Origin of the sequence: Rheinheimera riviphila, assembly GCF_004005945.1 — a bacterium.
Taxonomy (GTDB): domain Bacteria; phylum Pseudomonadota; class Gammaproteobacteria; order Enterobacterales; family Alteromonadaceae; genus Pararheinheimera; species Pararheinheimera riviphila.
On record NZ_SACS01000025.1, the window covers coordinates 1 to 25471 of the forward strand.

Here is a 25471-nt window from a genome sequence, read left to right on the forward strand (position 1 = left end):
TTTCTGCAGGGGTATAGCCAAGCGGTAAGGCAGCGGGTTTTGATCCCGCCATTCTGGGGTTCGAATCCCTGTACCCCTGCCATTTTTTGATAACCCAGCTTCGGCTGGGTTTTCTTTTTTCTGCGCCAGATGAATTGAGCCCAGTTATTTGAGCCCAGTTATTTGAGCCCTGCAGCATAAGCACCGACCCAGGCTTTTAACGGCCCGGCATTGGCGGCGAGCGTTAATCCTGCTTTGCGGGCGAATCGAAATAGCGGTGATGTGCTGCTAAATAGCTGATAAAAACCGTCCATCGCCGACATCATTAATAAATTCGCGTTTTTACGTTGTTGCTCGTATTTGGCCAGCAATGCTGCATTTGCTGGATCTTCGCCAGCAGCCACTGCCGCCAGCACCAGCTCTGCCAACACTTTTGCATCGGCAAAGCCTAAGTTTACGCCCTGCCCGGCTAACGGATTAATGGTATGCGCCGCATCGCCGACCAGCACCACTCTGCCGGCGCTATATCTGTTGGCATGCATCCGGGTTAATGGAAACCAGCCTTGTTGCAGCACTTTCACTTTGCCGAGTTTTTCTGGAAAATGTTGCTGAATTTGCTGCGCCAGTTCGGTGGAATTAAGCGCCGCCAACTGCTTGACCCGTATCTGACTGTCGTACCAGACCAAAGATCCCATAGCGCCGGGCAAAGGTAAAAATGCCCGGGGTCCTTGTTCGGTAAATTGCTGCCAGGTGATGTCTTGTTGTGGATATTCAGTTTCAACTGTTGCCACTAAACAACCTTGTTGATACTGCCAGCCATTACTACCAATGCCAGCCAAAGTTCGTAGCTGCGAAGTACCGCCGTCGGCCGCAATCAATAACCGGCCCCGGATTTCACCAAATTCCTGCGTCTGCAGGCTGGCATAGCCAGGTTCTTGCTGCAGTGAAACAATGGTCGCCGGACAAAATACCGTCAGTTCTTTCGGGAACTGCTGCCACAAGGCCGCCTGAATTTGATTATTTTCAATAATATGGCCAAGATGCGGTTGCTTAATTTCTTCGGCGGTAAAGGTCAATTCGGCACCAGTTACCTTGCCGTCCGTTGCTTCAAACGCCTGCAACCGCTGATAAGGACAAAGCCGCTGTACAGGAATGGCCTGAAAGGCACCAAGTTCGGTCAGCCATTGTTCGCTGCGCCGGTTAATCGCGCTGACCCGCAGATCAACAGGTGCATCTGGCGCAAGCTTAGGTGCAACCGTTTTTTCCAATAGCGCAACTTTGAGCCCGCTTTGACTAAACTTCAACGCCAGCGACGCCCCGACCATGCCCCCACCGACGATTATCACATCAAACACGGCTGCACCTTTTAAAAATTCTGGATTGATGAACTGCTGTAACCAGCAACATTCTGTCTGGCATTCTAACCGAGAATAAGCGGCCTACTGCCGGGCCGGATCAAATTAATCGGTAATTTTCACCAACGCTGAAAGAAATCGCCACCCTACTCGTTCTTATGGCCACTTCTACTGACTAAGGATTTTCAATGACCATCTTCCAAAAAACCACCAGGTTGCTCGCTCTGAGCTTTTTTTCCGCGACGACATTTTTCGCCACAGCCGCCGACATCGCCACGAGCCCGGACATTGCCCAAAGCCCCGAAACAGTGCGGCCGTTATTAAACGGCATGACAGTGCCAGCGATTTCGGTGCTGGATCAAGCAGGCAAAACCGTTGATTTAACCGCAACCATCAAGCAAAAACCAACGGTGCTGGTATTTTACCGCGGCGGCTGGTGCCCCTATTGCAATACGCAGCTTGCTGGCCTGCAGCAAGTCGAAGACGAATTTGCCAAGCTTGGTTATCAGATTATTGCCATCAGCCCGGAAGCGCCGCTAGCTGTAAGCAAATCGCAGCAATCGACCAAAGACGTAGCTTTAAGTTATAGGCTGTTGTCCGATGAACAACTCAGTGCCGCCAAAGCCTTTGGTATCGCTTATTACCTGGATGCCAAAACCACGGCTTTATATAAAGGCAGTTATGGCATTAACTTAACCTATGACAGCACTGGCCAGGCGGTGCTGCCGGCACCCGCGGTCTATGTGCTGAATGAAAAAGCTGAAGTGCAGTTTAGTTATGTCCATATCAACTATAAAACCAGGTTGCAGCCGGAATTACTGTTGTTAGCCGCGAAATTAGCGAAAGGTTGATCCAGCAACACGGTTTCAGCGGGCAGCGTTGTTGTCCACTGAAACCGCAATTCCCGCATAAAAACCCCATCTTTATTCAGATATCCCACATAACAATTCCCAGCTGATTCAATCAGCTGCCAAAGCCAAAGCTGTCACTAAAAATGCGTTGACGTGCGGCGAAAAATCCGGCATTTTGCGCGCCCTATCCCCTTTAGCCTTATCTTGACTACAGCAGAAGTTTTGCCGTGTGCAGCGTTTATGGCTAAAGTAATGTTTTCTTTTTTCCTTTTGCTTTGGAGAATGTTGCATGCGTAACGTCACAGTTGCCGCCACCCAGATGATTGGTGGCTGGAATGTCGAAGAAAATATCGCCCGTGGCGAAAAACTGGTACGTGAAGCGGCCAGCCAGGGTGCACAAATTATCCTGTTACAGGAACTGTTTGAACGTAACTACTTCTGCCAGAAGCAAAAACCTGATTATCTGAATTTCGCCGTGCCGCTGGAAGAAAACGCTGCCTTTTTGCATTTCCAGAACATCGCCAAAGAACTGAAAGTGGTGCTGCCAATCAGCTTTTATGAGCGCGCCGGCAACTGCCTGTACAACAGCGTGGCGGTGGTGGATGCCGACGGTTCTTACCTGGGCACTTACCGCAAAAGCCATATTCCGGATGGCCCTGGTTACAGCGAAAAATACTATTTCACCCCAGGCGACACCGGTTTTAAAGTTTGGGATACCGCTTATGCCAAAATCGGCATCGGTATTTGCTGGGATCAGTGGTTCCCGGAATGTGCCCGCAGCATGGCACTGATGGGTGCAGAACTGTTGTTCTACCCAACGGCTATCGGTAGCGAACCACATGACCCAACTATTTCATCGCGCGACCACTGGCAACGCACGCAGCAAGGCCATGCCGCTGCCAACTTAGTGCCGCTGATTGCGTCCAACCGGATTGGTACTGAAAGTGAAGACGATTTCTCCATCACTTTCTATGGCAGTTCCTTTATTGCCGACCAATCTGGTGCCAAAGTGCAAGAAGCGGATGAAGTGAGCGAAGCAGTGCTGGTGCACACCTTTGATTTAGACGCGCTGGCGCATATCCGCCGCAGCTGGGGGGTGTTCCGTGACCGTCGCATCGATATCTTCGATACGCTACTCACCAAAGATGGCAAAACCACGCCAACCGCAGGTAAAAACTAACATGGCCGTGACCTTAACCAGCACTCCACGCGCCGATGGTTTTTATATGCCAGCCGAATGGGCGACGCACAAGCAAACCTGGCTGGTATGGCCAGAGCGCACCGATAACTGGCGTTTGGGTGCCAAACCGGCGCAACAAGCTTTTACGGCAGTTATTCGCGCCATCGCCCGCTTTGAGCCAGTGACCGTGCTGGCTTCGGCCCGCCAGTTTGCTAATGCACAGGCGCAGCTGAGTCTTGAAGCGACAAAACACCCGATCCGGGTGATTGAAGTTTCAACCAACGATTCCTGGTGTCGTGACACTGGCCCAACTTTTGTCACTAACGGCACCGAAGTACGCGGCGTCGACTGGACTTTTAACGCCTGGGGCGGCCTCAACGGCGGCTTGTATTTCCCCTGGGATCTGGATGACCAGGTAGCGCAAAAGGTGTTGAATGTTGAAGGCATCGCCCGGTATCGCACCGAAGGTTTTGTGCTGGAAGGCGGCGCTATTCACACCGACGGCGAAGGCACCTTGCTGACCACCGCCGAGTGTTTGTTAAATGCCAACCGCAACCCGGATCTCACCAAAACCCAAATCGAACAGCAGCTGTCGGATTATTTAGCCATCGATAAAGTGATTTGGCTCGAAGATGGCATCTTTAACGACGAGACCGATGGCCACGTCGACAATATGTGCTGTTTTGTCCGCCCGGGTGAAGTACTGCTAGCCTGGACTGACGACAAGTCTGACCCACAATACGCCCGCTCCAAAGCGGCACTGGAAGTGTTGGAAAACAGCACTGATGCCAAAGGCCGCAAGTTTATTATTCATAAACTACCGGTTCCAGGCCCGTTACTGGCCAAAGCTGAAGAATACGCCTCAGTCGATTTAACCGGTGCTGCCACGCCGCGGGAAGCCGAAGCGCGTTTAGCCGGCTCTTACATCAATTTTTATTTATGTAATGGCGGTCTGGTATTGCCGACTTTTGACGATCCGATGGACGCAGTTGCGGTGGACATTTTGGCGAAAGTCTTCCCACAACATCAAATCGTCACCGTGCCTGGGCGGGAAATTCTGCTTGGCGGCGGTAATGTACACTGCATTACCCAGCAACAGCCTGCATAAAACCCGCATAAAACCTCCCAGAAAAAGGTGAAAGTGGCATCAGTCGCCACTTTTGCCTCACTTCAGTCATTCTCTGTTCCCATTCTTAGGCACTATCACAGCCTAATTTAACTTAAACAGCTGAATAAAATCACGATTACTACGGCTGTCATTAAGCGCATACAAAATACGCGGTTAATTTTTACGCACTTGGTTTGCCCACATAAAATTACATATGGAAATCAAATTCATTATGGTGGTAGCATCCCGACGCATTTTAAAGCAATTTTATTACATTTTTAACCAAAACAGATAAAAGTATCCAAGGAACTGTATGCAACTTGTAAGAAGATCGATGCTATCAGCCGCAGTTTTGCTGGCATTAACCGCTTGTAATGGCAATAAAGATAACAATATTGGCCCAAATACGGCTTCCTCTGCTATTAGCGGTACCAAAATGTGGCTCCCGGTACAGGGCAGCTTTAAAGCATCTGATGCTAACAATGATGCTCTTACCATTACTTCTATCAGTGAAGGTACTGCGAACATTTCTGCTCAGAATGGTGTTTATCAACTCAGCAACGGCACCTTGGCAGTGAATGGTCTGAATTTTGTGTTCACACCAACCAAAAATACCGCAACCAGCATCACTTTTACCGTATCTGATGGTGAGTTACGTAATTCCGGAACAGTTTCAATCGCTGCAGCTGCTGGCGATCCATTGCAATCACAACAATGGGCACTGAAAAATACCGGTCAACGTGCTTACTCATTAGGCGAATCTGCTTTGGCGTACATGGTTGATCTCTATAAGAGTATTGGTCAGGACGAAGCTACCGCCAAAAAATCAGCCGCAGCTCAATTCGCCAAATGGGAACAAGTGTTAGTACCTGGTCAGGATATGAACGTGCCAGCTGCTTACGCACTGGGCGCCACCGGCCAAAACACCATTGCAGTGGTCGTCGATTCAGGTCTGGAACTGGCACACGAAGATTTAGAAGCAAACATTCTGCCGAATCGGTCACTGAACTTTATTGCCAACGTTGCCAAACCAACAGATCCAAGCCCAACATCAGCTCGTGGTGACCATGGCACCAGCGTTGCCGGACTTATCGCCGCCGTAGGCTGGAATGGTAAAGGCGGTCACGGTGTGGCGCCGGACACAAAATTAATTGGCATGAACTATTTGTCTGCTCAGACCGATCTGGCCTATTTCCTGTCCCATGGCATTCCAGGCAGCGGTATTGAATCATCAGAGCCTTTAGCCGTGTTTAACCGCAGCTACGGTATAACCCACCCTGGTGCTCTGGAATATGATGTGCTGGACGAAGCCGTTCAACAATTTTCTTCGGTTGAACTTCGTAACGGCAAAGGCGCAGTCAACACTAAATCCAGTGGCAACAGTTTCCGCAGTGGCAGCCGTGAAAACAACCTGTGCTCCGCCAACGGTGCCAGAACACTTGGTTTAACTTGCTATAACGGCAATATGGAACCATCGCAGGCGACGCCGTACTACATTTCGATTGGTTCGGTTAATTCTGATGGCAAACACACCAGCTATTCTACTGCGGGCGCCAACCTGTTTGTCGCTGCGCCATCAGGCGAATATGGTGATACAGCACCGGCCATGGTGACAACCGATCAGATGACGTGTTTACGTGGTTATTCAAGCTTTGCTAATGCTGATTATTTTGACACTGTGATCACTGGTGAACCAGGTTACTTTGCTGCATGGTACCCGTTTAACACCCCTGGTCATGATGACAACCCAAGTTGTAATTATACCTCCAGCTTCAATGGTACTTCATCCGCAGCACCAAACGCCGCAGGTGTCATCGCCTTGATGCTGTCGGCAAATCCAAACCTGAGCTACCGTGATGTGAAACATATTCTGGCAGCCAGCAGCAGCAAAGTGGATCCAACCAATGCCAAGGTTAAACTAACTTTAGCGGACGGCGAATTTGTCGCACATGACGGCTGGGTTAAAAATAAAGCCGGCTTTGAGCACAATAACTATTACGGTTTTGGCCGCGTTAATGCTGGTAAAGCGGTGGAACTGGCAAAAGCTTACACCCGGAATCTGGGTGAGCTGAAGATGTCCGCCTGGGTTGCTGCTGCTCAACCACTGGCACTGCCGGTACCGGATAACTCGGTCACTGGTGCCGAAATCAGTATCGAAATCGCTGATGATATTACGCTGGAAGGTGCGCAGTTCAAATTTAACGTGCTGAATGACGAGATGACTTTAGCTGTAAATGCGCAAAATCAGCTGTACAAAGAGTTTCACACTACTGCAGGTATCGATCTGGCGATTGAAGTGACTTCACCACAAGGAACCCGCAGTGTCCTGCTGAGTTCTAAACAAGCACTGGTGATGCCAGCTGCCGGTGAACTTTACTACCAACGGCATATCCTGAAAGATCATGTGTTTCTTTCGAACGCATTTTTTGGTGAAAAAGCTAAAGGTACCTGGAAAATCAAAGTATTGGATGCAAATGGTACAGACATTAATGCCACAGGCGGCATCCTGAATACCAAAGGCTATCTGAATAACAAGCAGCCAAGTGTCGTTACCAGCGCAGCTGTCCGGGTATTTGGCAATTAATGAGTGGAATGAATCAGATGAAATTATCAACTTTATTACTGGCAACTTTGGTTGCATCTACCACACCACTTGCACTGGCTCAAACGGCTGAGTCTGAGCCACAAACGACGTTTGGCGTTTATCAGATCCAACCAGGCCTGGTCGCTGTGACGGCACAGAACCACACCGATGGACAAGTTGTAGAAAATGTTGGTGCGATGCAAGTGATCAACGCCCAACAACCTGCGGCCACCAACACCGTACAAACGAATGCAGTTGTTCGTAATGTGCTGAGCGGCGAACTGGCCGTGGTGACAGGTCGCATCAGCGTACTGAGCAACGATGCCGCCGCAGTCAAAGCTGCAGCCACCCGTCTGGGTCTGAAACAGTTACACAGTTTCAATAAAGGACAGGTGCTGGTTCTGCAAGCGAGCGCCAATGCCGATTTGTTAGCACTGACCGCAGCACTGAAACAAGTAGCTGGCGTGAGCAAAGTTAAACTTGACGTACTTGAAAACAAACAAGAAGCGCATTAACAGCGCTGAATAGTAAAAAACCCCACTGCGTGCAGTGGGGTTGCTTTTTGGTGTGTGCTGTCGTTTTTTACGCAGTTTCAGTACTTTTTATAACGTCCGCTGCGCTAAGCTTTTGCTTTGGTTTCGCTGATATATTGCTCAACTACTCTTTGCAAAATCGCAATCGGCATCGAGCCATTTTTCAGCACCACATCATGAAAATCAGTCAGTTTAAACTTGTCACCCAGCTCAGTTTGCGCTTTGTTGCGCAGCTCAACAATTTTCAGCATGCCAATTTTATACGCACAAGCCTGACCTGGCATCACGATATAACGCTCAATTTCCGCTTCCACATCTGAAGCGGCCATCCCGGAATTACCGGCCATATATTCAATGGCTTGTTCGCGGGTCCAGCGATGGTGGTGAATACCGGTATCAACCACTAAGCGGATAGCGCGGAATAATTCATCCTGCAACCGGCCTAAATCACCAAAAGGATCATCCTGATACAATCCACGCTCGGCCATCAACTGTTCGGTATATAACGCCCAACCTTCGGCATAGACGGTGAACGGCAGAATTTTACGGAAGGTCGGCAAGCCCTCTAGCTCTTGCTGAATAGCAATCTGGAAATGGTGACCAGGAATACCTTCATGCACCGCCAGCGTTTTCATACTGAATTTGGGCGTGGCTTTAATATTGTACAAATTGGCGTAAAACACCCCAGGGCGCGAACCATCCATTGCTGGCGCATTGTAATAAGCGCCTGGCGCGGTTTTTTCACTGAATTCCGGCACCCGTTGCACATCCATATCCGCTTTAGGCCTGATATTAAAAGCGCCGTCTAAACGGGTATTGATATCCGCCAACATGGTTTTGTAGTCAGCCAGAATTTGCAGTCGCGCTTCGGCCGTGTCCGGATACAGGAACCTTGGGTCGTCGCCCAAAGCTTTCATCATCGTTGGCACATGGTTGCCGCTAATGCCTTGCGCCTGTAGTGTGGTCAACATCTGCTGTTGAATACGTGCCACTTCATCCAATCCCAGCTGATGAATTTGCGCCGGGGTTAAATCGGTGGTGGTGTGCTCTTTGAGCATATAAGCGTAATAAGCCTCGCCATTGGGTAATTTCCACACGCCATCGTCCGTGGTGGTTTGTGGCAATAAAGCTTGCAGATATTCGGTTAAATGCTGGTAGCCCGGCAACACCGAGCTTTCAATCGCCGTCGCGACCTTTTGTTTGAGCGCGGTGGCCGTTTGTGCGTCAATGCCTTCGATGGCATCAACTTTACCGGCAAAGTGTTTATATAACAGCTGCTGATCAACCGGGCCAGCGGTAAACCCCTGCATCTCTGCCAGTACTTTTTCCAGTACAAAGCGCGGTGGGATCACGCCTTTATTGGCCCTGATCTGTAAATCTTCCACCACCTGCAAAAACACCCGGTTAAATTGCTCCAATCGAGCAATGTAATGTTCGGCGTCCGTTAAATCGTGCAGCGGATGGCTGTTGACCATAAAGTTTGGCAGCGAATTTTGCACACCAAATAACTGGTTCACCGGATAACCATGGTAACGCCACTGCTCGCCATCAGCACCGTGCGCCATAAACCATTCCAGCATGTCGTAACTGAGTTTTTCCTGCTCTGACATGGCGTTACGATCATATTGGCGCAACGTGGCTAAATCAGCTTTCAGTTTGGCTTGTTGTGCGTCGCCAGCTTGCTGCGAGCGGTCGTCCAATTTCGCGTTGTGGCTTCGAATGCCAAGACTTTCCAGCATCCGTAATTGCGTCAGCAGTTCCGGGCTTTCTAAGCCAAATTCCAGAAATACCCGCTCATAAAACACCCGGCTGGAAAAGGGTTTAAACCAAATTGCATTCACTGCCAGCACGGTGATTGCTGCCAAAATCAGCAGAAAAATTCTTAGTACCCACTTACCCATTTGTTCGTTTCCTTTTTTATTTTTATAAAACATAGCTTTACTAAGATTTGACCTGTTCTGTCAATTGCAAAGTGCATATTGCTTAAAAAAACCGCAGAAAACTGGTCTAAACAGATGCTGTTATCACAGCAGGTTTTCCATTAAACTGTGCGGCCGCGTCGCCGTGGCGCGCCTTGTTTGTACTGTAAGGAGTCATTGAATGGCTAAAGCCTGTGCTTGTCATATCCTGGTGAAAACCTCGGAAGAAGCCGAAAACCTGAAACAGCTGTTGGCAAAAGGTGCCAGTTTTCATGAGTTAGCCAAAAAACACTCGTTATGTCCGTCTGGTAAAAAAGGCGGTGATTTGGGCGAATTCCGCTCCGGTCAAATGGTAAAACCCTTTGATGACGTGGTGTTTAAAAAAGCAATTTTGGAAATCCATGGTCCGGTGAAAACGCAGTTTGGTTTTCATTTGATCAAAACCTTATACCGCGCTTAACCCCCACTTTAAGGACCGACGATGCAACTTGCCCTTTGCCAGTTTGACACGGACGCTCAAGCGATCCTGGCAATATTTAACCACGCCATTTTGCATACCACGGCCCTTTATGAATATAACCCCAGAACGATGGCGACCATGCAACAGTGGTTCGCCAACAAAGCGGCCAGCAACTTTCCGGTGTGGGGACTGAAAAATGCCGAAGGTGAATTGGTTGCTTTTGGCAGTTACGGCACCTTCCGCGCTTTTCCGGCGTTTAAATATTCAGTGGAACATTCGGTTTATGTCCATCCTGATCATCAGGGCAAAGGTTATGGCCGGATGATGTTAGAGCAGTTGATTCAATCGGCACAGCAGGAGAATTATCACTTGTTGATTGGTGGTATTGATGCCAGCAATAGCGGCAGTATTGCACTGCATCAAAAACTGGGTTTTGTGCACAGCGGTACTATTACTCAGGCGGGTTTTAAGTTTGGCCGGTGGCTGGATTTAGCTTTTTATCAGCTTACACTGAGTACGCCGACTGAGCCTGTTGATGGGTGAGTAATAGCTGGAGTTGGCAAATAACTCCAGCTATTACTATCAAACCTGTATTTATTGCGGACGTTTTTTACCCAGCGCAACAGCCCGCAGTTTTGATTTTTCAATCGACAATTTGCGGCTATTACTCAAAGTTTTTTTCATTTTCACTTCGGCATCTGCCTGATCTTCTTTCGCTTTGCTGGAATGATTAAATTTCGGATTATGCTCATAGCCCGGCAGTACTTGCTGTTCAATCACCTGCTTAATCATTTTTTCAATCAGACTGAGCATCGGTAAATCATCCGGCGTTACCAGCGTCACCGCGAGTCCAAAACGGCCAGCACGACCGGTGCGGCCTATCCGATGCACATAATCTTCGGCGACATGAGGTAAATCGTAGTTCACCACTATCGGCAAATCTTCGATATCCAGGCCACGGGCGGCGATATCAGTCGCTACTAATACCCGCAGTTCCCCCTTTTTAAAATCCTGCAACACCTTGGTACGGTGGCCCTGACTTTTATCACCATGAATGGACGCCGCTTCGATACCGTCGAGCGCCAGCTGTTTACTTAAACGGTCGGCGCCATGTTTAGTGCGGCTGAAAATCAGCACCTGTTGCCAATTACGCGCTCCGATGACGTGCGAAAGCATTTCGCGTTTTCGCTGTGAATCGACCCGAAACGCCAGTTGTTGTACCTGTACTGACGCAGAGTTGGCAGTTGCCACTTCAATCAATTCCGGGCTATCGAGTAAATTGTCGGCCAACGCTTTAATATCATTGGAGAATGTCGCTGAAAACAACAGCGTCTGCCGCTTCGGCGGTAACTTGGCCATTATCCGTTTGATATCGTGGATAAAGCCCATATCCAGCATGCGGTCGGCTTCATCCAGCACCAGCACTTCCAGCTGATACAAGCTAATCGTCCCCTGATGTAAATGGTCCAATAACCGGCCCGGCGTTGCGATCAGAATATCCAGACCACCATCGGCGGCATCCAGCTGCGGATTAATTGACACACCACCATAAAACACCGCGGTTATTAGCGGTAAATGCCGGGCATAAGCGGCGATATTGTCGGCCACTTGCTGTGCGAGTTCGCGGGTTGGCGTCAGCACCAGACAACGAATTTGTTTCGGCTCCAGCGTTTTTGGCTGAGAAATAAGTTTTTGCAGAATAGGTAAAGTAAAAGCGGCGGTTTTGCCAGTACCGGTCTGGGCGCCACCCAGCACATCTTTGCCTTTTAAAATCACCGGAATGGTTTTTTGCTGAATTGGGGTTGGGCTTTGGTAGCCCTGATCGGCGATTGCCTTTAAGATAAGCGCGTCTAACGCCAAATCTGCAAATTGCATAATTGTCCTTCAGAAACAAGGCAGATCCCGAGCATTCGGCGCTGCCAAAACGGCGGCCAGATGTGGGCGCCAATAAGGACGCGAGTATAGCAGAATCAACCTTTGCCGGATATCCAAGCCTCATGTCAGAACTGTGCGACCACAACAAACCAGAACTCCAGGCCACTGTGGGCGAAGGCTCCAACCCTGCTAAGCACTGGTTTGTTTATCTGATCCGCACTCAGCAAGGTGTACTTTACACCGGCATTAGTACCGATCCGGCCAGAAGATTACGCCAGCATCAGGGCGAAATTGTCGGTGGTGCCAAAGCTCTGCGCGGTAAAGGCCCACTGCAACTGGTCTGGCAATATCAGGCGCCCAATCGCAGCATCGCCAGCCAGTGGGAATTTCAGCTGAAAAAACTACCAAAAAAAGCCAAAGAGCAACTGGTCAGTTTGTTGTGGCAACCAGAGTTTTTGCAGGGTATCCAACAGAAGTCGTATAGCGATAAGTGATCTCAGGCGTTATCATCAACAGATCTGCACTTTCATTTAAACAATACCTAATTCATCACATCCGGAGCCCGCTGTTGGACAATTTTCTGCTGATTTTAATCTACCTTTGCATCGGCATGCTGGCGCGACGGATCCCGAAATTTACCGACGATACACCGGTGGTGCTGAACGCTTTTGTGCTTTATATCGCGTTACCGGCGCTTATTTTACAGAAAATTCCGGCGCTGACCTTTTCCACTGCGCTCTTAATCCCAGCCGTAGTGCCGTGGATTTTATTGCTGATCGTCGTCGCCACTGTGTTGCTGTTAAGCCGGATTTTTGGCTGGAGCCGCGAAGTCACCGCAGCCTTACTAATAGTGCTGCCGCTTGGCAATACCTCATTTTTGGGGTTCCCGATGATCGAAGCGTTTTTTGGTGGTGATCATCTGCCTTATGCGCTGATTTACGATCAGGTGGGATCTTTTGTGGCGCTAGCCACCTACTCGACTATTCTGGCGGCGGCCTACAGCCCAAGCGCGGAACAAGCCACGCTCAAGTCGATGAGTCTGAAAATTGTCACCTTCCCGCCCTTTCTGGCGTTAATGCTGGCGCTGTTACTGCGAAACTTTAGCTACCCACCATTGTTTCAGGCACTGATTGATAATCTGGCAGCAACATTGGTACCGCTGATTATGGTGGCGGTTGGCTTTACCCTGCGCTTTTCATTGGGCGGCGAGCGATTGTCGCCACTGCTGAGCGGCATTACCATTAAGTTGGTGCTGATGCCGTTATTGGTTTACGCCGGCTGCTATGCGCTGGGGTTGGAAGGGAAAGCGGTGACAGTTTCGGTGTTTGAAGCAGCGATGCCACCAATGATTTCTGCCGGCGCTATCGCCATTATGGCCGGGCTGGCACCAAGAATGGTGGCCAATCTGGTGGGTTTTGGTTTATTGGTGAGTTTTATTACCTTGCCGCTGTGGTATTGGTTATTGCAGATCTGATAGTTAGCTCTGATAATTAGTTCTGATAGTTCGCACCCGGGATCAGTCAGATAAACTGATCCCGGGCACCTTATTTTAGTCCCGGCTCATCGCCAGCAGCTTCGGCAAAAACTCTTTATCCATCGCCGCCAGTTCAATTTGCTCAGCTAACACTTCATGCAAAATAGCGTCTGTTGTCAGTGGGTTGGCTAACACCACCCGAAACACCACCGTATCCTGGCGCTGGTATGTGGCGGGTTTTAACCGGGTACGGGAGACAAAAGATTTACCTTCTTCGCGCTGACGTTTTTGGATAAATTTGGTCAGGCCGCTAATCAGCTCATTAAATTTCTGCACCCGCTCCCAATCACCGTCTGCCATCGCTTTATGCATCGCTTGTTGCACTGCCGCCGGCACATACCGATAAGTCAGTAAACAGAGCTCCGGCGCTGTGACCAGTTCAAAATCGGCATGTAAATCAATGAGTCCAGCAAAATAACGGGCTTTTTCTAAGCTGCGGTTAATCAGAATTTCATAACCTTCGCGGCCAATCACCTGCAAACAGGCATGTACCAGCATCGCCATACCGGGGCGTGAGCCCTCGAGAGTTTGACTACCTAAATCTTTTGAGCCTTTACGTAAAATATATTCAGCGTGATGTTCAATCGCGTGCGCAGCAGACGGATGTTTAAATACCACCATGCCAGCGCCCATTGGCACATACATTTGTTTATGCGCATCGATGGTGACTGAATCTGCTCGCTCGATGCCTTTGAGTAAATAACGATATTTATCAGAGAGTAACGTCGCACCGCCCCAGGCAGCATCCACGTGGAAATGACAGTTAAGCTCTGCAGCTAAATCCGCCAGCTCATCTAAGGGGTCGACATTCCCGGTTTCGGTTGTTCCCGCCACTCCAACAATCGCCACCACCCGAATCGATCGCGCGGCTAAATCGGCAGCCACCCGGCGCATTTCAACGCTATCGACTTTATTGTTGGCATCGGTTTTCACCGGGATCAGTAAATCGCGGCCAATACCCAGAATATCAGCAGCTTTACGCAACGAATAATGGCCACGCTCAGACACCAGAATAGCTAAATCCTGATAACCATAATGGCGCATAGCACGGAATAAACCTTCTTTGGCCACCCCTTTAAAATCGCCGTCCGGCCGCAATAAGCGGTTGCGGGCAATCCACAGCGCCGTCATATTGGCGACAGTACCGCCAGAGCAAAATGCGCCTAATGAATGATTGGCGCTATGCAGCCATTTTTTATAAAAACCTTCAGTTTCGCCATACACCAAGTGGTGCATCATGCCGAGCACCTGACGTTCTAACGGGGTAAAGGCTTTGGAAGTTTCGATTTTCACCAAATTCTGGTTCAGCCCGACCATCATTTTTGACAGCGGCAACACAAAATAAGGCAAAGCTGACGTCATATGACCGATAAAACTAGGCGCCGCCGTGTGAACCGAATGCGCGACCAGTTTTTGCATCATATTTTCAGCATAGTCGGAGACAAATTTTGGCTGTGCCGGAATTTGATAAGCCTGAAAATCACGCTCGATTTGCCACAGCGGTTTTTCCACCGCGACAATACTTTCGCGCAGAAAACCCGCCAGGTTTTGCGAGATATTCTGCTCAATAATACTGAGCGTGGAGTCTGGCGCTTCCGGCACCGTGAAAATGCGCCATAGCGCTTCTTCGGAGGCCTCAGCCTGGCGTTTAGGTTCGGTCATAGTTTCTCACCGGGTTACTTCAGGCCGTCCACAGGTCCAAACCTGTAACGCCGAAAAACAGTAAGTCAAAAGGAGGTCACTGTACTTTATGAGTTCTGAAAAGTCTTCAAAAAACTGTCATCCGCCTGCAAACTGGTCGGAACAGCACCGGTTTGCAGACGAAGTCAGTGATTCGAATTTATAAGGGACCTTAGCTGCGAAGGCCAATACCTTTATTAATCAGATGCATAGCAATAGAAAACAGCACCGTGATTAAGCTCAGCATCACCGCAAAAGCCACATAGATGTTGACATCCGACACGCCAAGAAAACCATAACGGAAGGCGTTCACCATGTAGACAATCGGATTGGCCGCGGCCACGTGTTGCCAAAAACCGGGTAATAAGGTCAGCGAATAAAACACCCCGCCCAGATACGTCAGCGGCGTCAGCACGAATGTCGGCACTATGCTGATGTCATCAAAAGTCTTGGCATACACAGCGTTGATCAGACCGCCTAACGAAAACAGCGCTGAAGTTAGCACCACGGTCGCGATAATCACCAACAAATGATGAATACGGATATCAACAAAAAACAAACTGAGCAAAGTGACAATCAAGCCAACCAATACGCCACGCGCCACGCCACCGCCGACAAAACCCAGCACAATCACATAGTTGGGTACCGGCGCTACCAACAGCTCTTCGACATTACGCTGAAACTTGGCGCTGAAAAAACTGGAGGCCACATTGGCGTAGGAATTGGTGATCACCGACATCATAATCAGCCCGGGCACAATAAATTCCATATAGCTGAAGCCACCCATATCGCCGATGCGCGAGCCAATTAAGGTACCAAAAATCAGGAAATACAAAGTCATGGTGATGGCAGGTGGCACTAAAGTCTGCACCCAAATCCGCATAAAGCGGTTGGTTTCTTTATTAATGATGCTTTGAAAAGCAATCCAGTTGCGCGCCTGACTCATGCTTTTGCTCCTTGCGCTTTTTCTGACTGGCCATTTTCTACCAGCCCATTTTCGACCAGGCTGACAAACAACTCTTCCAGCCGGTTGGCCTTGTTGCGCATCGACAGTACCTGAATACCCTGCGCCGTTAACGCCGCAAACACCGAGTTCACGCCCTGCCCTTTAGCAACATCAATTTCCACCGTATGCTCGTCAAGTTGCCGTATGGTGAAACCGTCCAGCGCCTCCACTTTAGCGGCAGTGGCTAAATCCAGCACAAAGGTTTCTTTGGTCAGTTTGCTCAGTAGCGCCTTCATGCTGGTGTTTTCAACAATCTGGCCTTTATTGATAATGGCAATATTGCGGCAGAGGTTTTCCGCTTCTTCCAGATAATGGGTGGTCAGAATAATAGTCACGCCTTGTTGATTGATTTCTTTCAGGAATTCCCACATTGAACGGCGTAGTTCAATATCAACACCGGCGGTTGGCTCATCGAGGATCAATAGTTTTGGCTCATGCATTAAAGCGCGGGCAATCATTAACCGTCGTTTCATGCCGCCGGATAACTCGCGTGAACGGGCATGGCGTTTTTCCCATAACCCAAGTTGTCCCAGGTATTTTTCCGCCCGCACCAGGGCGATAGCTTTTGGCACACCGTAATATCCGGCTTGATTCACCACAATCTGCAGCACAGTTTCAAACTGGTTGAAGTTAAATTCCTGCGGCACCAAACCAAGCTGGCTTTTGGCATCTTCCAGCGCAGTATCAATATCATAATCAAACACTTTCACGGTGCCGGAACTTTTATTGACCAGCGAACTGATGATACCGATACAGGTACTTTTACCAGCACCATTGGGGCCAAGTAAGGCGAAAAAATCACCTTGCTGTACCTGTAAATCGATACCGGACAGCGCCACGGTACCGCTTTTGTAGGTTTTTTTAAGCTGTTGAATATTTAGAGCGAGCGTCAAATGATTCCCCTCGTGCTTGAAACTACGGACTGATCGCTTTGCAAAAGCCTCAATCAATCCTGACTGGTTGAATGGGTCGGAGCCGGCGCATAACCCCAGCGCGGCATGATATTCTGCGGTAACTGCAGGTGGTCCAAAATTCGCGCCACCATAAAATCAATTAAATCTTCAATACTTTGTGGCTGATGATAAAAACCCGGTGCTGCCGGCATAATCGTCACGCCAAGTTTGGCGAGTTTCAGCAGATTCTCCAGATGCAAAGCACTAAGCGGCGTTTCGCGCGGCACTAAAATCAGCTGGCCCTGCTCCTTAATCACCACATCGGCGGCACGTTCGATTAAATTGTCGCTCATGCCATAAGCAATAGCGGCGACAGTACCAGTTGAACATGGGCAGACCACCATGGTTTTTGGCGCGGCCGAGCCAGAAGCCACCGGCGAAAACCAATCATCTTTGCCGTACACAGCCAGTAGATCGGGACTGCACTGCAACATTTCAACCAGCTGCTGCTGACAACTTTGTGGATTGCCATTGAGCTTTAAATTGTGCTCGGTAGCAAACACCACACGGGCGGCGCTTGAAATCAATAAATGCACTTTGACGTTTTGCGACAATAAACACTGCAACAGCCGCCAGCCGTATAAAGCACCGGACGCGCCGGTAAAGGCCAGGGTGATTTCGCGCACTGGCACAGGAGTTAAAGTGCCGGGCAAGGTGCTGGTTAAAGATGATGTCATCAGTGTTCCCATTTTCTCTTTAGAGCGTCGAGTAATTTGTCATGAATGCCGCCAAAACCGCCATTGCTCATAATGACAATCGAATCACCCTGCACTGCAGCATCGGTGATTAGACTGACTAAGGCAGCGATATCGCTGCTGACCTGTGCTTTGTTGCCACAAGCCGCGGCCACATCAGCCAATGACCAGCCGGAGTTCAGCGGTTCAAACAAAAACACCTGATCAGCGGTTTTGAGTGAAGCAGGCAAAGCTTGTTTATGCACGCCAAGTCGCATGGTATTGGAGCGCGGTTCTAGTACGGCGAGAATACGTTTTTCGCCCACTTTGTTGCGAAGTCCAGTTAAAGTGGTGTCGATAGCCGTTGGGTGATGGGCGAAATCGTCATAAACAGCAATGTCAGCCACAGTGCCTTTAAGCTCCATCCGCCGTTTTGGCGCAATGAATGTATTTAGCGCTTCGATAGCAACGGCAACCGGCACACCTGCATGGCGAGCTGCGGCCAGCGCCATCAGGCCGTTGTCGACGCTGTGTTGCCCGGTTAAACCCCAGCGCACTTCGCCAAGCACTTCACGACCCGCGTCACCCTGCAGACTGACACTAAAAGCGCTGCCGTCTTTACTCAGTAATTCAGTGGTCCAATCCAAACCGTAGCGCTGCTGCTCACTCCAGCAGCCCATGGTTAAAGTATCATCCACCGCTGCCACATTGGCTGGCGAGAGCACCAGACCATTGCCCGGCACCATCCGCAGCAAATGGTGGAATTGGCGCTGAATCGCCGCTAAATCAGGGAAAATGTCAGCGTGGTCGTATTCCAGGTTATTGATAACTAACGTGCGTGGCCGGTAATGCACAAATTTGCTGCGTTTATCAAAAAAGGCGGTGTCGTATTCGTCCGCTTCGATGACAAAAAATGGCGCATCGCCTAAACGGGCAGAAACATCAAAATTCTGCGGAATACCACCGATTAAAAAACCAGGTTTCAGGCCGGCGTATTCCAAAATCCACGCCAGCATCGAGGTGGTGGTGGTTTTACCATGAGTACCAGCAACTGCCAGCACCCAACGGCTTTGCAGCACATGTTCCGCCAGCCACTGCGGGCCTGAGGTGTACGGCAGATTGGTGTTCAACACATATTCCACCGCCGGGTTACCACGCGACATCGCGTTACCAATAATCACCAGATCCGGGGTTGGCTCAAACTGACTGGCGTCATAGCCTTGGGTTAATTCAATGCCAAGCTCTTCTAACTGGGTACTCATCGGCGGATACACATTGGCGTCGGAGCCGGTGACTTTATGGCCCATCGCTTTGGCAATGGCGGCAATACCGCCCATAAAAGTGCCACAAATGCCCAAAATATGAATATGCATAACCTTCCTTTTTGAGTTCTTTTCAACCACGGCGGCACGAATAACAGTGCCGCAAAGATGGCGCATTGTAACAAAAGCGCTTTGGAACAAAAGCAAATAAAACCGACTGAAAAACTGCAATTTTTAGCCAGATTCTTTACACTGTGCGCCGGCGTCTGTCGCATTGCTAAAATCTACAAATTACTGACTCAGACCCACCCTACAGCAACAGCAAAAAGGAAGACAACATGCGCCGACTGGCTCCCGTATTACGGCAGGACGGAGTTGATACCGACCTGATTTCCCTGATCAAAACGATTCTGGCCGCTTGTAAGGAAATTTCCTTTCGCGTCGGTCAGGGTGAATTAGCCGGTGTTTTGGGCTCGACGCTGGATGAAAATATTCAGGGCGAAACCCAGAAAAAACTCGATGTGCTGGCCAATGAGCTGCTCAAAGACATGATTTTAGAAACCGGCGTGGTCAAAGCCATTTCTTCCGAAGAAGAAGATTACACCGTCGCCGGCAACCCGGAAGGTCGTTATCTGGTGACTTTTGACCCACTTGACGGTTCATCCAATACCGATATCAATAGCCTGATCGGCACCATTTTTTCTATTCTGCCGGCCCGCGCTGATGTTGACGCCGCCGATGCTGCACAATTTTTACAACCGGGCACCGCGCAAATTGCCGCCGGTTATGTGCTGTATGGCCCATCGACCATGCTGGCGTTGACGACCGGTAAAGGCACTAAACTGTATACGCTGGACAAAACCTACGGCGGCTTTTTGCTGACGCAAGAAGAAGTAGCCGTGCCGGGTGTCACCGCAGAATTTGCCATTAATATGTCGAATCAGCGCCATTGGCAGCCGGGCATGCAGGCTTATGTCGCTGATTTACTCGAAGGTAAACCGGGGCCACGTGGCAAAAACTTTAATATGCGCTGGATTGCTGCGATGGTCGGCGATGTGCACCGGGTGTTATGCCGGGGTGGTATTTTTATGTACCCAAGCGATACCAAAGACCCGAACAAACCAAACAAATTACGCCTGATGTACGAAGCCAATCCGATGAGCTTTTTGGTGGAACAAGCCGGCGGCCTCAGTAGTACCGGCTATCAGCGGATTATGGAAATAGAGCCTACTGATATTCACCAACGGGTAGCGGTGATCCTGGGTTCTAAACATGAAGTTGAAACTTGTCTGAAATATCATCAGTCGTAGACGAGTTACCGGCTAATTAGACCAATGAAACCGGCCAAAACCGTAGCCATTTAAACTGCCGCCGTTATAATAGGCGGCATTCAACACTCCATTATCGATCTAAGGAACTATCATGAGTCTGAGTCTGGTCCCAGCAGGTAAAAACCTGCCTGACGAAATTAACGTCATCATCGAAATTCCGGCCAATGCCGATCCAATCAAATACGAAGTCGACAAAGACAGCGGCACCGTGTGGGTTGACCGTTTTATGTCCACGCCAATGTTCTATCCATGCAACTATGGTTTTGTAAACCATACACTGAGCCTGGATGGAGATCCGGTCGACGTGTTAGTGCCAACGCCATACCCATTAGTACCAGGTGCAGTCATTCGCTGCCGCCCGGTTGCAGTGCTAAAAATGGCTGACGAAGCCGGTGAAGATGCCAAAGTTCTGGCCGTGCCAATCAGCAAACTGACTAAAATCTACGACCATATTCAGGACATCAACGACGTGCCAGAACTGCTGAAACAGCAAATCCAGCATTTCTTTGAACGTTACAAAGAATTAGAGCCAGGCAAGTGGGTGAAAGTGATTGGCTGGGGCGACAAAGCTGACGCCAAAGCAGAAATCAGCACTTCTTATGACCGCGCCAATAAAAAGTAATCAAGCTGCTTAAGCTTTGTAACTAGCCTGCGACTCTGCGGGCTTTTTTATGCCTGTGGTAGATGCTCTGTCGCAATTCACTGATTGAGATTGAGTTTTCTGTCGTAAAGAGCGATAAGTCATGTCCTTCCTTTCACAACATCAAATGTTTACCACGGCGACTACCGTTATCCTGTAACGGAAACAAATATCAGAAATTCGTGATAGGACCTTCTTTATATTAGAATTTTTTAGTCGATTACCGCTTTAGTTGCAGCATTATGGGCATTTGCTGACTATACTGAACTTCGATTTCAAAAAATCAGTTACATACCGAAAATCATTGAAGATTCGGGTAGGCGACGAGAAAGCGAAGCCTCAGGAGCATAGCTGTTTATGTGACTGGGGTGAGAGAGCGAAGTCAACAACCCCGAATCTTCAAGGATGACGGGTATAAACAAATCATTCCGAATTTGTTCACATTACAGGGGTACGCGTGTATGGAATTTTTGCAACGCCTTTCGATTGCGAAAAAAGTTTATTTAATCCCCTTCATCGGTACGATCAGCTTTATTGTCTACCTGGTGTTGGCAACAGTCACAGCACTCAACAACGTCAAAACTCTTGAAAGCACAAGAGATATTCAATTCCCAGTGTTACAGGCAGCCGAAAGTGGCTTGGTCGCTTTAGAGCGGGTGAAAGAATCACTCGCCAGCGCAGTGACCACCGGTGACGAAGAAGCGTTAAAAGTTTCTGATGGTTTTGCTGAGCAACTTAAAAAACAACTGAACCAGGTCAGTCAGCTGGATGCTGCACTTCGCGAGGAAATCAGCCCGATTTTGTCTTCTTTTGATGATTATTATTCAGTTGCCTTTAAAGTCTCTGAAGAAATGGTCAGCAATACGGCCGACATGGCGACCATTGGCGAACGTTCGCAAAAAATGAACGCCGATTATGACAGTACGGTCAAAAAACTATCGCAATTCCGTGACGTGCAGCTGAAACATTTCACCGCTTCAATCGACGATGCCAATCAACAAGCCAGTACCTTAATTACTGTCGGTATTGTGATGGGCGTGTTTACCACTTTTGTATTATTTATCACCGCAGTGCTGGTGGTTGGTGGCATCAAATCCAGCTTGCTGAGCATCATTAACTCTCTCAAAGACCTGGCTAAAGAAGATGGTGATCTGACCGTCCGTATTCAAACAAAATCCAAAGATGAACTTGGTGATTTGGCATTCTGGTTCAACTCTTTTATGGAAAAACTGCAGGGTGTGGTGAAAGAAATCGTCAATACTGCATTGCCGTTATCGTCTTTGGCCAAAGACTTACATCAACTGACCGATGACACCAATAAAACTATCGCCGTACAACGCCAAGCCGCCGACAAAGCCAAATTCGCGGTTGATAATATGAGCAGCAGCGTGATCGCTGAAGCCAGCAGTGCTAACGAAGCGTCATCTGCTGCCAATGATTCGAACAATGCAGCTGATCGCGGCCAGCAGACGGTTGGGGTGACGGTGAATAATATTCGCCAGCTGGCCGCCAACGTGCAGGAAGCGTCAGATGTGATCCTGAAACTGGAAACTGATGCCAACCAGGTGGGTGCAGTGCTGGATGTGATTAAAGGCATCGCCGAACAAACCAACTTACTGGCGCTGAACGCAGCGATTGAAGCAGCCCGTGCTGGTGAGCAAGGCCGTGGTTTTGCGGTGGTCGCTGATGAAGTCCGGACGCTGGCGTCACGCACTCAGAAATCAACCGAAGAAATTCAGAAAACCATCGAACAATTACAATCTGCCGCCCGCTCTGCAGTGCAAAAGATGCAACAAAGTACCGTGCAGGCCGATCAAAGCGTCAATTCAGCCAATCAGGCCGGTGAATCGCTGCAAGTGATCACCACCAGTATTCGCCGTATTCGCGAAATGAATCAGCACATTGCTTCGGCGACGGAAGAGCAGCAAATCATGGCTAACACTATTGTTAATCATGTGGTGGATATTGTGAAACATACGGAACACAGCTCACAAAGCGCTGGCAATATTGCCAAAGCCTCGCGGGAACTGGCCAATTTGGCACAAAATCTGGAAAATATTGCCCGTTTATTCCGGGTGTAGTTACCAGAACCAGGTGCAGGCACATTACCTGCACTTTGAATTGAGTTGTTGTTCAAAACCACAATTCGATATCTAAGTGAACCGTAAGCTACAGATTAAACAAAAGCCGCGACAATCGCGGCTTTTTATATAGGTATGACGGCTAAGATCAGGCTTTATTTGCTCTTAAAAACTCCAGCAGAGCAGCTGTTGGCATTGGCTTGGCGTACAAAAAGCCCTGCACTTCTTCACAGCCCATCGCTCTGACGACCTCCGCCTGCTCGACGGTTTCAATGCCTTCGGCGATGGTGGCGAGTCCCAGCTTTTTACCCAGATTAATGATCGTTTCAGCAATCACAGTGCCATTCGGTTCGGCCAGATCACGGATAAAAGCGCGATCGACTTTAATCCGATCCAGTGGCAACTGTTGCAGATAACTTAAGCTGGAAAAACCAATGCCGAAGTCGTCGATGGCGACTTTAATGCCATAACTTTTTAACCGGTTCAGCGCATCAATCACCATTTTCGGTTCGTCCATCACCACAGATTCAGTGATCTCCAGCTCCAACAATTCCGGAGCTACCCCAAAACGCTCAATACAATCAATCACTGACTGCACGAACAAAGGGTTTCTGAACTGTGGCATCGACACATTCACCGCGATACGTAGATCCATCAGGCCATGCGATTGCAGCAGTTTAATCTGCTGGCAGGCCTGCTGAATCACCCAGGCACCAATTTCGACAATTAACCCGGAATACTCAGCCAGCGGAATAAAAACTGCCGGAGAGATAAAACCACCTTGCTCAGTTGGCCAGCGCAATAACGCTTCCATCCCAATAACTTTATTGGTATCCAAGGCGATTTGAGGCTGATACCACAGCTGCAATTTGTCCTGACTGAAATCCTGACGCAGCGTCCGTAACAAGGCCAACCGCCCGGCCATCTGCTCTTCCATTTCAGAACTGTAAAACTCGTAATTCTGCGACAGGTTTTTCTTAGCGCGGTTCAGCGCGATATACACCTGCTTCAAAATACCTAACCCTTGTTTGGCGGTGTCGACTAACCGGCAAAACCCAAAGGTTGCATTAATTTGCAGCCCATGTTCAGACGCCTGAAACGGCTGCACAAACACCGCATTTAACGATGATGGCGTTAACAAGCTTTCTGGCCCAATCAACCCAAACACATCGGCGCCAATCCGGGCGATTTGGGCAACATCACCAAACTGCTCGACCAACCGCCGGGTCACGGCAATCAGCAATTCGTTCCCCACTTCCTGACCCAGACCATCATTCACATCGGAAAAGTGATCGATATCAATCAGCACAGCAACCGTATTGCCCGGATCAAGCCGACGGGTTTCCTGCAGGAGTTGGGTAAATTCGTTGCGATTCGGGGTTTTGGTTAAAGGGTCAATATAGGCCGCATGTTTTAACTGCTGGAATAAGGTGACATTCTCATAGCCGATGGAAATATTGCTTAAAAACACTTCAATCAGTTGACGGTCAAAATCTTCGATCGGCCGGTTGGTTTCAATATAAACCGCTGCACTGTGCTCAGCATTACCAAGATACAACACCGTATCAAAACCAGTAAAAATATGCCGGCGTAGCTGCAGACATTGCAGAATTTGCTGAATAATCCGAGGGTTATTTAGACGCTCTAATTTACATTTAATAAAAGGTGCGTAATGCCCGGCAGCGCCAAGCACATAAACATTGTCACTGGCGGAGCCGTCATCTTCAATTTGTGCGCACAGAACACCTTCAGCGTGTAGGCCAATTAAAGATGAAATTTGCGTGACGACCCCTTCTGAGAACTCGTGCAGAGAATGCTGCTCCAGTAAGTTCGCGCCGGCGTTGATGATTTTCTGCAAGCCCAGTCGGTTTTGATTGATGGTACGAATTTGCTGATAAGAACGAATCGACGAAATAATGGAGGTGACTAATTTACTGCGGGTTAACTCGGTTTTAGTTTTGTAGTCGTTGATATCGTATTCTTTGATGACGCTTTCTTCCGGGGCGTACCCTGGCTGACCGGTCCGCAGCACAATTCTGACTTCGTCCATGCCCAGTTGTTCGCGAATTTGTTGCACAACCAGCAACCCAGCGTCGTCAGACTCCATCACGACATCAAGCAAAATAACCGCAATATTTTGATTTTTCTTCAAAAAATCAATGGCATCTTTCCCGGAATAACAATGATGAAAAACAAGTTTCCGCCCAAGAACCAATAAATCGCTTAACGCCAAACGAGTGACGGTATGGATTTCTTCATCATCGTCTACTATCAGCAAGTGCCATTCGCCGGTCACTTGCAGTACTTGAGGCTCCGGCGCATCGTCTTCTGCGAGGAACAGAAACTCTTCATCTGTTACTTTTGACACCATGTTACGACCTTATCCATTGAGTCCTGCTGAATGGCGCAATACCGAGTCGGATGAATGACTGGAGCCCTCCTGTGGCCGCGCCACACTTATCACCG

At 49.1% G+C, this 25471-nt stretch carries 21 protein-coding genes and 1 tRNA gene; 13 read left to right on the forward strand and 9 right to left on the reverse strand.

Annotation, left to right across the window (positions count from 1 at the left end; all coding sequences use genetic code 11):
- Positions 1-7 precede the first annotated feature (7 nt).
- A tRNA-Gln gene (locus tag EOE67_RS17710) sits at positions 8-82 on the forward strand.
- Between the two features lie 76 nt (positions 83-158).
- Here EOE67_RS17710 and EOE67_RS17715 read toward each other — a convergent pair.
- The gene (locus EOE67_RS17715) at positions 159-1334 is read right to left on the reverse strand and encodes an FAD-dependent oxidoreductase (RefSeq protein ID WP_127700668.1); all 1176 of its coding nucleotides are present in this window, start codon (positions 1332-1334) and stop codon (positions 159-161) included.
- A gap of 188 nt (positions 1335-1522) precedes the next feature.
- On the opposite strand from EOE67_RS17715, the gene EOE67_RS17720 reads away from it, so the two are divergent.
- The 5 genes from EOE67_RS17720 (at position 1523) to EOE67_RS17740 (ending at position 7572) form a co-directional block, all read left to right on the forward strand.
- Positions 1523-2185, forward strand: a complete 663-nt coding sequence (locus tag EOE67_RS17720) for a peroxiredoxin-like family protein (RefSeq protein WP_127700669.1) — start codon at positions 1523-1525, stop codon at positions 2183-2185.
- A gap of 289 nt (positions 2186-2474) precedes the next feature.
- Positions 2475-3365, forward strand: a complete 891-nt coding sequence (gene aguB, locus EOE67_RS17725; RefSeq protein WP_127700670.1) for an N-carbamoylputrescine amidase — start codon at positions 2475-2477, stop codon at positions 3363-3365.
- Between the two features lies 1 nt (position 3366).
- Positions 3367-4473: an agmatine deiminase gene (gene aguA / locus EOE67_RS17730; protein ID WP_127700671.1), complete on the forward strand. Its 1107-nt coding sequence runs from the start codon at positions 3367-3369 to the stop codon at positions 4471-4473.
- 313 nt (positions 4474-4786) lie between these two features.
- Complete coding sequence (locus tag EOE67_RS17735) at positions 4787-7057, forward strand: S8 family serine peptidase (RefSeq protein ID WP_127700672.1); 2271 nt, start codon at positions 4787-4789, stop codon at positions 7055-7057.
- Positions 7058-7074: 17 nt separating this feature from the next.
- On the forward strand, positions 7075-7572 hold the full coding sequence (locus EOE67_RS17740; RefSeq protein WP_127700673.1) for a hypothetical protein: 498 nt from the start codon (positions 7075-7077) through the stop codon (positions 7570-7572).
- A 104-nt stretch (positions 7573-7676) separates the two neighbouring features.
- On the opposite strand, the gene EOE67_RS17745 is transcribed toward EOE67_RS17740, so the two are convergent.
- Positions 7677-9491, reverse strand: a complete 1815-nt coding sequence (locus tag EOE67_RS17745) for a DUF885 domain-containing protein (RefSeq protein ID WP_206099657.1) — start codon at positions 9489-9491, stop codon at positions 7677-7679.
- Between the two features lie 199 nt (positions 9492-9690).
- Between EOE67_RS17745 and EOE67_RS17750 the strand changes: the two genes are divergently transcribed.
- Together EOE67_RS17750 and EOE67_RS17755 are read left to right on the forward strand one after the other, a co-directional pair.
- Positions 9691-9969: a peptidylprolyl isomerase gene (locus tag EOE67_RS17750; protein WP_127700675.1), complete on the forward strand. Its 279-nt coding sequence runs from the start codon at positions 9691-9693 to the stop codon at positions 9967-9969.
- A gap of 21 nt (positions 9970-9990) precedes the next feature.
- Positions 9991-10512 carry a GNAT family N-acetyltransferase gene (locus tag EOE67_RS17755; protein WP_127700676.1) on the forward strand — a complete coding sequence of 174 codons (522 nt, stop codon included), beginning with the start codon at positions 9991-9993 and terminating at the stop codon, positions 10510-10512.
- Between the two features lie 51 nt (positions 10513-10563).
- On the opposite strand, the gene EOE67_RS17760 is transcribed toward EOE67_RS17755, so the two are convergent.
- A complete protein-coding gene (locus tag EOE67_RS17760) occupies positions 10564-11844 on the reverse strand; it encodes a DEAD/DEAH box helicase (RefSeq protein WP_127700677.1) in 1281 nt (426 codons plus the stop codon).
- Between the two features lie 122 nt (positions 11845-11966).
- On the opposite strand from EOE67_RS17760, the gene EOE67_RS17765 reads away from it, so the two are divergent.
- Together EOE67_RS17765 and EOE67_RS17770 are read left to right on the forward strand one after the other, a co-directional pair.
- Positions 11967-12338 carry a GIY-YIG nuclease family protein gene (locus tag EOE67_RS17765; protein ID WP_127700678.1) on the forward strand — a complete coding sequence of 124 codons (372 nt, stop codon included), beginning with the start codon at positions 11967-11969 and terminating at the stop codon, positions 12336-12338.
- Positions 12339-12412: 74 nt separating this feature from the next.
- The gene (locus EOE67_RS17770) at positions 12413-13318 is read left to right on the forward strand and encodes an AEC family transporter (protein ID WP_127700679.1); all 906 of its coding nucleotides are present in this window, start codon (positions 12413-12415) and stop codon (positions 13316-13318) included.
- 75 nt (positions 13319-13393) lie between these two features.
- Here EOE67_RS17770 and panP read toward each other — a convergent pair whose 3' ends face one another.
- The 5 genes from panP to mpl all read right to left on the reverse strand — a co-directional run bounded on the left by panP (position 13394) and on the right by mpl (position 19064).
- Complete coding sequence (gene panP, locus EOE67_RS17775; RefSeq protein WP_127700680.1) at positions 13394-15040, reverse strand: pyridoxal-dependent aspartate 1-decarboxylase PanP; 1647 nt, start codon at positions 15038-15040, stop codon at positions 13394-13396.
- 190 nt (positions 15041-15230) lie between these two features.
- Entirely contained in the window at positions 15231-16004 is a 774-nt protein-coding gene (locus tag EOE67_RS17780) for an ABC transporter permease (RefSeq protein ID WP_127700681.1), read from the reverse strand.
- Complete coding sequence (locus EOE67_RS17785; protein WP_127700682.1) at positions 16001-16957, reverse strand: ABC transporter ATP-binding protein; 957 nt, start codon at positions 16955-16957, stop codon at positions 16001-16003. The genes EOE67_RS17780 and EOE67_RS17785 overlap by 4 nt, the downstream gene beginning before the upstream one ends.
- Positions 16958-17010: 53 nt before the next feature.
- A complete protein-coding gene (locus EOE67_RS17790; protein ID WP_127700683.1) occupies positions 17011-17694 on the reverse strand; it encodes a flavin prenyltransferase UbiX in 684 nt (227 codons plus the stop codon).
- On the reverse strand, positions 17694-19064 hold the full coding sequence (gene mpl, locus EOE67_RS17795) for a UDP-N-acetylmuramate:L-alanyl-gamma-D-glutamyl-meso-diaminopimelate ligase (RefSeq protein WP_127700684.1): 1371 nt from the start codon (positions 19062-19064) through the stop codon (positions 17694-17696). The genes EOE67_RS17790 and mpl overlap by 1 nt, the downstream gene beginning before the upstream one ends.
- 227 nt (positions 19065-19291) lie before the next feature.
- Here mpl and EOE67_RS17800 point away from each other — a divergent pair, with 227 nt between their 5' ends.
- The 3 genes from EOE67_RS17800 (at position 19292) to EOE67_RS17810 (ending at position 23005) form a co-directional block, all read left to right on the forward strand.
- The gene (locus EOE67_RS17800; protein ID WP_127700685.1) at positions 19292-20263 is read left to right on the forward strand and encodes a class 1 fructose-bisphosphatase; all 972 of its coding nucleotides are present in this window, start codon (positions 19292-19294) and stop codon (positions 20261-20263) included.
- Between the two features lie 112 nt (positions 20264-20375).
- Positions 20376-20906, forward strand: a complete 531-nt coding sequence (gene ppa, locus EOE67_RS17805) for an inorganic diphosphatase (protein WP_068060586.1) — start codon at positions 20376-20378, stop codon at positions 20904-20906.
- 479 nt (positions 20907-21385) lie between these two features.
- The gene (locus EOE67_RS17810) at positions 21386-23005 is read left to right on the forward strand and encodes a methyl-accepting chemotaxis protein (protein WP_127700686.1); all 1620 of its coding nucleotides are present in this window, start codon (positions 21386-21388) and stop codon (positions 23003-23005) included.
- A gap of 148 nt (positions 23006-23153) precedes the next feature.
- Here EOE67_RS17810 and EOE67_RS17815 read toward each other — a convergent pair whose 3' ends face one another.
- The gene (locus tag EOE67_RS17815) at positions 23154-25376 is read right to left on the reverse strand and encodes a two-component system response regulator (protein ID WP_127700687.1); all 2223 of its coding nucleotides are present in this window, start codon (positions 25374-25376) and stop codon (positions 23154-23156) included.
- Positions 25377-25471: the final 95 nt, after the last annotated feature.

What these genes read in the sequence shown, in the direction of transcription:
- EOE67_RS17720 (WP_127700669.1), top strand. Translation starts at nt 1,523, where the DNA reads ATGACCATCTTCCAAAAAACCACCAGGTTGCTCGCTCTGAGCTTTTTT.
- aguB (WP_127700670.1), top strand. Translation starts at nt 2,475, where the DNA reads ATGCGTAACGTCACAGTTGCCGCCACCCAGATGATTGGTGGCTGGAAT.
- aguA (WP_127700671.1), top strand. Translation starts at nt 3,367, where the DNA reads ATGGCCGTGACCTTAACCAGCACTCCACGCGCCGATGGTTTTTATATG.
- EOE67_RS17735 (WP_127700672.1), top strand. Translation starts at nt 4,787, where the DNA reads ATGCAACTTGTAAGAAGATCGATGCTATCAGCCGCAGTTTTGCTGGCA.
- EOE67_RS17740 (WP_127700673.1), top strand. Translation starts at nt 7,075, where the DNA reads ATGAAATTATCAACTTTATTACTGGCAACTTTGGTTGCATCTACCACA.
- EOE67_RS17745 (WP_206099657.1), bottom strand. Translation starts at nt 9,491, where the DNA reads ATGGGTAAGTGGGTACTAAGAATTTTTCTGCTGATTTTGGCAGCAATC.
- EOE67_RS17750 (WP_127700675.1), top strand. Translation starts at nt 9,691, where the DNA reads ATGGCTAAAGCCTGTGCTTGTCATATCCTGGTGAAAACCTCGGAAGAA.
- EOE67_RS17755 (WP_127700676.1), top strand. Translation starts at nt 9,991, where the DNA reads ATGCAACTTGCCCTTTGCCAGTTTGACACGGACGCTCAAGCGATCCTG.
- EOE67_RS17760 (WP_127700677.1), bottom strand. Translation starts at nt 11,844, where the DNA reads ATGCAATTTGCAGATTTGGCGTTAGACGCGCTTATCTTAAAGGCAATC.
- EOE67_RS17765 (WP_127700678.1), top strand. Translation starts at nt 11,967, where the DNA reads ATGTCAGAACTGTGCGACCACAACAAACCAGAACTCCAGGCCACTGTG.
- panP (WP_127700680.1), bottom strand. Translation starts at nt 15,040, where the DNA reads ATGACCGAACCTAAACGCCAGGCTGAGGCCTCCGAAGAAGCGCTATGG.
- EOE67_RS17780 (WP_127700681.1), bottom strand. Translation starts at nt 16,004, where the DNA reads ATGAGTCAGGCGCGCAACTGGATTGCTTTTCAAAGCATCATTAATAAA.
- EOE67_RS17790 (WP_127700683.1), bottom strand. Translation starts at nt 17,694, where the DNA reads ATGACATCATCTTTAACCAGCACCTTGCCCGGCACTTTAACTCCTGTG.
- mpl (WP_127700684.1), bottom strand. Translation starts at nt 19,064, where the DNA reads ATGCATATTCATATTTTGGGCATTTGTGGCACTTTTATGGGCGGTATT.
- EOE67_RS17800 (WP_127700685.1), top strand. Translation starts at nt 19,292, where the DNA reads ATGCGCCGACTGGCTCCCGTATTACGGCAGGACGGAGTTGATACCGAC.
- ppa (WP_068060586.1), top strand. Translation starts at nt 20,376, where the DNA reads ATGAGTCTGAGTCTGGTCCCAGCAGGTAAAAACCTGCCTGACGAAATT.
- EOE67_RS17810 (WP_127700686.1), top strand. Translation starts at nt 21,386, where the DNA reads ATGGAATTTTTGCAACGCCTTTCGATTGCGAAAAAAGTTTATTTAATC.
- EOE67_RS17815 (WP_127700687.1), bottom strand. Translation starts at nt 25,376, where the DNA reads ATGGTGTCAAAAGTAACAGATGAAGAGTTTCTGTTCCTCGCAGAAGAC.